The organism is Nocardia neocaledoniensis (genome assembly GCF_029868625.1).
GTDB lineage: Bacteria > Actinomycetota > Actinomycetes > Mycobacteriales > Mycobacteriaceae > Nocardia > Nocardia neocaledoniensis_A.
The window spans coordinates 1-7,041 of sequence record NZ_JARWOJ010000277.1; the positions used below are offsets into that span (position 1 = coordinate 1).

A 7,041-nucleotide genomic window follows, 5' to 3' on the forward strand; every position below is an offset into this window, starting at 1 on the left:
GGAAGCCCGCGGTCACCACGGTCGCCTTTGCCACGGCGATGAGGTGCTGGTTGCGCATGATCTTTCTGACCGCGGCCACCCTCTCCGGGGTGAGTGCGGGCGCGGCCCGGGCCCCGGGGGGCCCCCCCCGCCCCGCCCCACGCACCGAACCGAGAAAGGAGGCGGCACCCGATGACCGTGTACCGCAGTTCCGTCGGCGTCACGACCTATCTGTTCGACGGCCTGGTCGATCTGCTGGCCAAGGCCACCCCCGAACGCAGCGGCGACCAGCTGGCCGGTTGCGCCGCGGCGACCGACGCCGAACGGGCGGCCGCGCAGTGGGCGCTTGCCGACGTCCCGCTGACCACCTTCCTCGACGAGGTGGTCGTGCCCTACGAGACCGACGAGGTCACCAGGCTGATCATCGACAGCCACGACCGCGCCGCGTTCGCGCCGATCGCGCACCTCACCGTCGGCGGGCTGCGCGACTGGCTGCTCGCGGTCGCCGCCACCGACGAGGCGGCGGCCACCCTGGCCGCCGTCTCGCCCGGACTCACCCCGGAGATGGTGGCCGCGGTCAGCAAGATCATGCGCAACCAGGACCTCATCGCCGTGGCCAAGGCGACCGTGGTGACCGCGGGCTTCCGCACCACCATCGGCCTGCCCGGCCGGTTGAGCACCCGCCTGCAGCCCAATCACCCGACCGACGATCCCCGTGGGATCGCCGCCGCCACCCTCGACGGGCTGCTGCTCGGCTGCGGTGACGCGGTGATCGGCATCAACCCGGCCACCGATTCACCCCAGGCCACCGCCGACCTGCTGCACCTGCTCGACGAGGTGCGCCTGCGCTTCGACATCCCGACCCAGTCCTGCGTGCTGTCGCACGTCACCACCACCATCGACCTGATCGAAGCCGGCGCGCCGGTGGACCTGGTGTTCCAGTCCGTCGCGGGCACCGAGGGCGCCAATTCCGGCTTCGGCGTGAAACTTTCGCTGCTGCGCGAGGGCAACGAGGCCGGTCGCTCGCTCGCGCGCGGCACCGTCGGCGACAACGTGATGTATCTCGAGACCGGTCAGGGATCGGCGCTGAGCGCGAATGCCCATCTGGGCGTGGGCGATCGGCCGGTGGACCAGCAGACCCTGGAAACCAGGGCCTACGCCGTCGCCCGGGAGCTGAGCCCGCTGCTGGTCAACACCGTTGTCGGGTTCATCGGGCCCGAATACCTCTACGACGGCAAGCAGATCATTCGCGCCGGGCTCGAGGACCACTTCTGCGGCAAGCTGCTCGGACTGCCGATGGGCGTGGACGTGTGCTACACCAACCACGCCGAGGCCGACCAGGACGACATGGACACCCTGCTCACCCTGCTCGGTGCGGCCGGGTGCGCGTTCGTCATCGCGGTGCCCGGCGCCGACGACGTGATGCTCGGCTACCAGAGCCTGGCCTTCCACGACGCCCTCTACGCCCGCCAGGTCCTGAACCTGCGCCCCGCGCCGGAATTCGAGGCGTGGCTGTCGGGTCTCGGCATGCTCGACGCGAACGGCCGGGTGCGCCAGGTGGCGCCGCTGTCCTCACCGCTGCGCGCGTTGGCGGCGAACCGATGACGCCGAAACCAGCGCTGCACCTCGTGCGATCGACGGACCGGAAAGGACACACGGTGGGCGAGCAGACACCGGACGAACGCGCCGAAGCCGCGGTGGCCCAGGAGTTCTGGCGCGAGCTGCGGCGCAATACGCAGGCCAGGATCGGGCTCGGCCGCACCGGCGACGCGCTGCCGACCAGCGAGGTCCTCGCCCTGCGCGCCGCGCACGCCGCCGCGCGCGACGCGGTGCACGTCCCCCTCGAGGTCGACATCTTCGCCGAACAGATCGCGAGCATGGGTCTCGGCGCCCCGGTGACGGTGACCAGCAAGGCCGCCGACCGCTCGGAATACCTGCGCCGTCCCGATCTCGGCAGGCTGCCCGCCGACCTGTCCGGGATCGAAAACCACAGCGCCGACATCGGTTTCGTGCTGGCCGACGGGCTGTCCCCGCGCGCGCTCACCGATCACGGCGCCGGCTTGCTCGCCGCCCTCGCCGACGAACTCGGCGAGCGGTACACCCTGGCTCCGCCGGTGATCGCCACCCAGGCGCGCGTCGCGCTGGGCGACCACATCGCCGCGGCGCTGGGCGTGCGGACCGTGCTAGTGATCATCGGCGAACGCCCCGGTCTTTCGGTGGCCGACAGCCTGGGCATCTACCTCACGCACGACCCGCGCCCCGGCCGCGCCGACGCCGAACGCAATTGCGTCTCCAACATCCATCCGCCCGACGGCCTCACCTACACCGATGCCGCGCGGGTGGTGGCCGGGCTGGTGGCCGGAGCGCGCAAGCTCGGCCGCTCGGGCGTCGACCTCAAGGACACTTCCCGCGCCGACGCCCTCGGCGCGGACATCTCGACCATCGCCGTGGCGCTGGAGAACAAGGACCACTGACATGAAGAAGAACTCCGCCCTCGCGGCGGTGGCGCTGACGGCTGCCCTGATGACGTCGACCGCCTGCGGAACCGACGAACCACGCGCGGCGTCGGAGAACTGTTCGACCCTCGACGCGAGCCAGGCCTGGTACGGCGACAACAGGGAACGCCTCGCCCGGTTCATCGAGGAGACCGGGCGCTGCGGCGGCGCGAGTTCCGGCCCGGCGCCGTTGGCGCTGTTCGACTGGGACAACACGATCGTGAAGAACGACATCGGCGTGGCCACCTTCTACTGGATGCTCGCCAACGACAAGGTCTTACAGCCGGTCGGTAGGGACTGGACCACCGTCGGCGCCCACCTCACCCCCGACGCCGCCGGGGCGCTCGCCGCGGCCTGCGGTGGCGCCGATCCGGACACCCCGTTGCCCACCTCGACGAACCCGGCCTGCGCCGACGAGTTGGTCGCGGTGGCCGACAGCGCGAAGACCACGGCGGGCAAGGCCGCCTTCACCGAGTACGACCACCGCCGCACCGAACCCGGCTACGCGTTCGTGGTCCAGCTGATGCGCGGCTACACCGAGGCCCAGATCACCGAGTTCGCCCGCGCCGCGCGCGCGCAGAACCTCGCCGCGGCCGAACGGACCGAGCAGACCATCGGCACCACGAAGGTGGACGGCTGGGTGCGCTACTACCCCCAGATGACCGATCTCATCCGGGTGTTGCGGGACAACGGTTTCGACGTGCGCATCATCTCGGCCTCCGCCGAACCGGTGGTCAAGGTCTGGGCCGAGGAACTCGGCATCACCGGTGACCGGGTGATGGGTGTTCCCCTGCTGGCCGACAACGGTGTCTACACCGGGCACCTCCCCGGCTGCGGCGACGCGGGAACCGACCAGGTGATCACCTATATCGACGGCAAGCGGTGCCGGATCAACGAGCAGGTGTTCGGCGTCCGTGGCGCCGCGGCGTTCCAGCAGCTGCCCGCCGACCGACGCGCCGCCTTCGCCGCGGGCGATTCCGACACCGATGTGGTGTTCCTCGGCGACGCGACCGGTCTGCGCCTGGTCATCAACCGCAACAAGACCGAACTGATGTGCAATGCCTACGGCTCGGCGGACGGCCAGTGGGTCGTGAACCCGATGTTCCTTGACCCCAAGCCCCGCAAATCCGATCCGTACCCCTGCGCGACAGCGGGTTTCATCACCCCATCGGGCGCAGGCGCACCGTTGCGCCGACCGGACGGCAGCGTGATCCCGGATCAGCAAGACCTCGTGTTCGGGTGATCGCGCGGGGTCGGCATCCTTCGTTCACCCGGTGCTGGTGCGACCTATCCCACCAGCGGTTCGAGATGAGTCCGAGCCGATCGCTCCATAGAGTGATGCCCATGATCCGCACCGCCGCCCTCGCCCATGTCCGCGACCGCAGGCTCATCCAGACGCGCCCGGAGGGCAAGGACGTCTTCTACATGGCGGGCGGCAAGATCGACCCGGGCGAGACCCCCTTACAGGCGCTACATCGCGAGATCGAGGAAGAGCTCGGCGTCGGCCTGTCCGGCGTCGCCGAACTGGGCATCTTCGAAGCCGAGGCCTTCGGCCACGGCAAGAACACCCCGCTGCACATGACCTGTTTCCTCGCCGACTTCACCGGCGAACCACGCGCGACCGGCGAGATCGCCGAATTCCGCTACTTCACCGGCGCCGAATACGCGGCGATGCCGCAGGTCGCGCCGGGTTCCCTCATGGTCTTCCAGCGGCTGCACGCCCTCGACCTCATCGACTGGTAGCCCGATAGCGATCGCCCTGGGCACAGCGAGAAACAAACCGGCGGGAGGGGGCGATGGTACAGCTGTGAATGTGCCGATCACCACCGCCCCGATGACCGTTGCCGAGCGCAAGGCCGCGCTGCGCCGACTTGTCGCGCTGTTCGGCCTGATGAACACCATGATCGAGCTGAGCGCCCAGGGCGCGCCGCGGTCGGTGGCCGAACATGCCACCGCCGCACGCGATCTGGTGGGCGAACTCGTCGCCGATCTGGCCGCAGCCCGCTAGGTCGCCGTGGGCTTCGGCGGGTCGGACCCCTCGTTGTCGGCCGGGATGGCACCCGGTTCGGTGCCCTCGTCGGCCTTCTGATCCGGCTCCGGATGCTCCGGCTCGAAGGTCTCGGGCAGACCCTTGAGGTGCTTGTTCATCGAACGGACCAGCAGCACGGTGCCCGCCAGCAGGATCAGGATCACCAGCAGGCCGAGCGGCGACGCCTTACCGAATTCGGGGCCGGTGGGAGTGCCGGGATTTTGCGCGAGGAGAACCAACATCACCGGTCGGCGTCCTCGATGCCGGCGAACAGGTCGGTCTCCGGGATGGCGGTGCGCACCCTCGTCTTGGCCAATTCGAACTCCTCGGTCGGCCAGAGCCGCTGCTGCATCTCCAACGGGATCGCGAAGAACGCCCCGTTCGGATCGATCTGAGTCGCGTGCGCGCGCAGTGCGTCGTCACGCTGGGGGAAGTATTTCGAGCATTCGATCTGGGTGGTCACCCGGCTCCAGGCGTCACCGCGCCGGTACTCGCGCATCCGATCCAGCCACTCCTGCAGCGGGAACTTCTCGCCGATGCGCTCGTACTCCTCGGCGAAGGCCTCCAGGCGCTTCATGCTGAAGCCGTGGTCGTAGTACAGCTTCGACGGCGTCCACGGTTCGCCCGCGTCGGGGAACTTCGTCGGGTCACCGGCCGTCTCGTACGCGGCCACCGACACCTCGTGGCACCGGATGTGGTCCGGATGCGGGTATCCGCCGTTCTCGTCATAGGTGGTGATGACGTGCGGCTTGAACTCGCGCACCACCCGCACCAGCGCCTCGGTGGACTCCTCCAGCGGAACCAGCGCGAAGCAGCCCTCCGGCAGCGGGGGCAGCGGGTCGCCCTCGGGCAGACCCGAGTCGACGAAGCCGAGCCAGTGCTGACGCACGCCGAGCGCGTGCGCGGCCGCGGCCATCTCCTCGCGCCGGACCTCCTCGATCCGGTCCAGCACACCGGGGGTGTCCATGGCCGGGTTCAGGATGCTGCCGCGTTCACCGCCGGTCAAGGTCACGACCAGGACGTCGACGCCCTCGGCCGCGTACCTGGCCATGGTCGCGGCGCCCTTGCTCGATTCGTCGTCGGGGTGTGCGTGCACCGCCATGAGGCGAAGGCCACTCACGTCTCGTTCACCATCGCTCTCGCTCGCGGGTGTCAGAACTACGTTCCCTATAGTTCCATCCGACCCCCTGTTTGTTCCGACCACCCCCGGGAGCGAGAAACCGATGACCGAACCCGCCCCCGACGCCACCGCGACCCCGGCCGCCGCGGCGGCCCGACACGCCGACCGTTACGGCACGAAACCGCCGGTGCGGCGGCCGTGGCTGATGGTGGTCCTCGGCGTCGGTGTGCTGGTCGCCGGGCTGGTCGTGGCCTATCTCGGCTACCAGAAGTACGGTCCGAAGCCGATCGAGACCGAGCAGCTGGGGTACGTGGTCGTCGACGACTCGACCCTGACCGTGCGCATGAAGATCACCAGGGACGACCCGCGTACCGACGTCGTGTGCTTCATCCGGGCCATGAACCGCGACAACGCCGAGGTCGGCCGGCGCGAAGTGCTGGTACCAGGATCCGAGCATCAGAGCCTGGAGGTGGCCACCACGGTCAAGACCTCGTCCCGGCCGTCGGCGGGCGACATCTACGGCTGCAGCGACGATGTTCCCGGCTATCTGCGCGTGGAATAGCGGCCTCGCCTAGCCTGACCTGCATATTTATGAGACATGCTAAAATGGCCTGATACACGGTTCCGGGGCTCGGAGCCGTGTTTGCTGCATTGGCGGCCAGCGATGCTGTTCCGGGTTACGGGTTCACCCCCAGGATCGCTCCAGCCGTCGGGCCCGCGCATGCCCTCGCCTCGTCGGTAGCGCGCGGGTTTCAGGGAATCCCGGTGCGCCGGGAACAACTACTAGGGAGTGATCGAGATGACCGAGAATGTGACCTGGCTTACCCAGGAGTCGCACGACAGGCTCAAGGGCGAGCTGGACTCGCTCATTGCCAATCGTCCGGTCATTGCCGCCGAGATCAACGAGCGCCGCGAAGAAGGCGACCTCAAGGAGAACGGCGGCTACCACGCCGCGCGCGAAGAGCAGGGCCAGCAGGAGGCGCGCATCCGCCAGCTGCAGGAACTGCTGAACAACGCGAAGGTCGGCGTCGCCCCCACCAAGTCCGGCGTTGCCCTGCCCGGCTCGGTCGTCACCGTGTACTACGACGGCGACGAGGACGATACCGAGACCTTCCTCATCGCGACCCGCGAAGAGGGCCTCGGCGCCACCAACCTCGAGACCTACTCGCCGAACTCGCCGCTGGGCGGCGCGCTGATCGACGCCAAGGTGGGCGAGACCCGCGAGTACACGCTGCCCAACGGCAACACCATGAAGGTGACGCTGGTCAGCGCCGAGCCGTACCACGGCTGAGCCAGAGCCCGGCCCACCCGAACCCGAACGCGAGCGGGGGGCGGCCCCAAACACCGTGGCGGGGGGGGGGGGTATGTGGGGTGGGGGAGGCGGGAGCCCGCGCGGCAGACGGGGCGCCCGGGCGGGG

Annotated in this window: 9 protein-coding genes and 1 pseudogene; 7 read left to right on the top strand and 3 right to left on the bottom strand. The window is 69.4% G+C overall.

The annotated features are described in order from the left end of the window. Positions 1-109, bottom strand: a pseudogene (gene eutB / locus QH270_RS21085) (ethanolamine ammonia-lyase subunit EutB); the annotation flags it as partial. A gap of 62 nt (positions 110-171) precedes the next feature. Between eutB and QH270_RS21090 the strand changes: the two are divergent. From QH270_RS21090 to QH270_RS21110, 5 genes are all read left to right on the top strand, one after another. Then, positions 172-1,584 carry an ethanolamine ammonia-lyase subunit EutB gene (locus tag QH270_RS21090; protein ID WP_280345181.1) on the top strand — a complete coding sequence of 471 codons (1,413 nt, stop codon included), beginning with the start codon at positions 172-174 and terminating at the stop codon, positions 1,582-1,584. Between the two features lie 53 nt (positions 1,585-1,637). Continuing rightward, complete coding sequence (gene eutC / locus QH270_RS21095; RefSeq protein ID WP_432420397.1) at positions 1,638-2,453, top strand: ethanolamine ammonia-lyase subunit EutC; 816 nt, start codon at positions 1,638-1,640, stop codon at positions 2,451-2,453. 1 nt (position 2,454) lies between these two features. Next, positions 2,455-3,717 (top strand): HAD family hydrolase, encoded by a 1,263-nt coding sequence (locus tag QH270_RS21100; RefSeq protein WP_280345183.1) that lies wholly within the window; start codon positions 2,455-2,457, stop codon positions 3,715-3,717. Positions 3,718-3,812: 95 nt separating this feature from the next. Next, complete coding sequence (locus tag QH270_RS21105) at positions 3,813-4,217, top strand: NUDIX hydrolase (protein WP_280345185.1); 405 nt, start codon at positions 3,813-3,815, stop codon at positions 4,215-4,217. A 70-nt stretch (positions 4,218-4,287) separates the two neighbouring features. Further along, on the top strand, positions 4,288-4,482 hold the full coding sequence (locus tag QH270_RS21110) for a hypothetical protein (protein ID WP_233000658.1): 195 nt from the start codon (positions 4,288-4,290) through the stop codon (positions 4,480-4,482). Here the strand turns inward: QH270_RS21110 and QH270_RS21115 are convergent. Next, on the bottom strand, positions 4,479-4,745 hold the full coding sequence (locus QH270_RS21115; protein ID WP_280345194.1) for a hypothetical protein: 267 nt from the start codon (positions 4,743-4,745) through the stop codon (positions 4,479-4,481). The two genes, QH270_RS21110 and QH270_RS21115, sit on opposite strands and share 4 nt — an antisense overlap. Beyond that, complete coding sequence (gene mca, locus QH270_RS21120) at positions 4,745-5,623, bottom strand: mycothiol conjugate amidase Mca (protein WP_280345186.1); 879 nt, start codon at positions 5,621-5,623, stop codon at positions 4,745-4,747. Before mca ends, QH270_RS21115 begins: the two co-directional genes overlap by 1 nt. 103 nt (positions 5,624-5,726) lie before the next feature. Here mca and QH270_RS21125 point away from each other — a divergent pair, with 103 nt between their 5' ends. Together QH270_RS21125 and greA are read left to right on the top strand one after the other, a co-directional pair. After that, positions 5,727-6,185 (top strand): DUF4307 domain-containing protein, encoded by a 459-nt coding sequence (locus tag QH270_RS21125; RefSeq protein ID WP_280345189.1) that lies wholly within the window; start codon positions 5,727-5,729, stop codon positions 6,183-6,185. Between the two features lie 237 nt (positions 6,186-6,422). After that, a complete protein-coding gene (gene greA, locus QH270_RS21130; RefSeq protein WP_218719513.1) occupies positions 6,423-6,914 on the top strand; it encodes a transcription elongation factor GreA in 492 nt (163 codons plus the stop codon). The last annotated feature ends 127 nt before the right edge of the window (positions 6,915-7,041 follow it).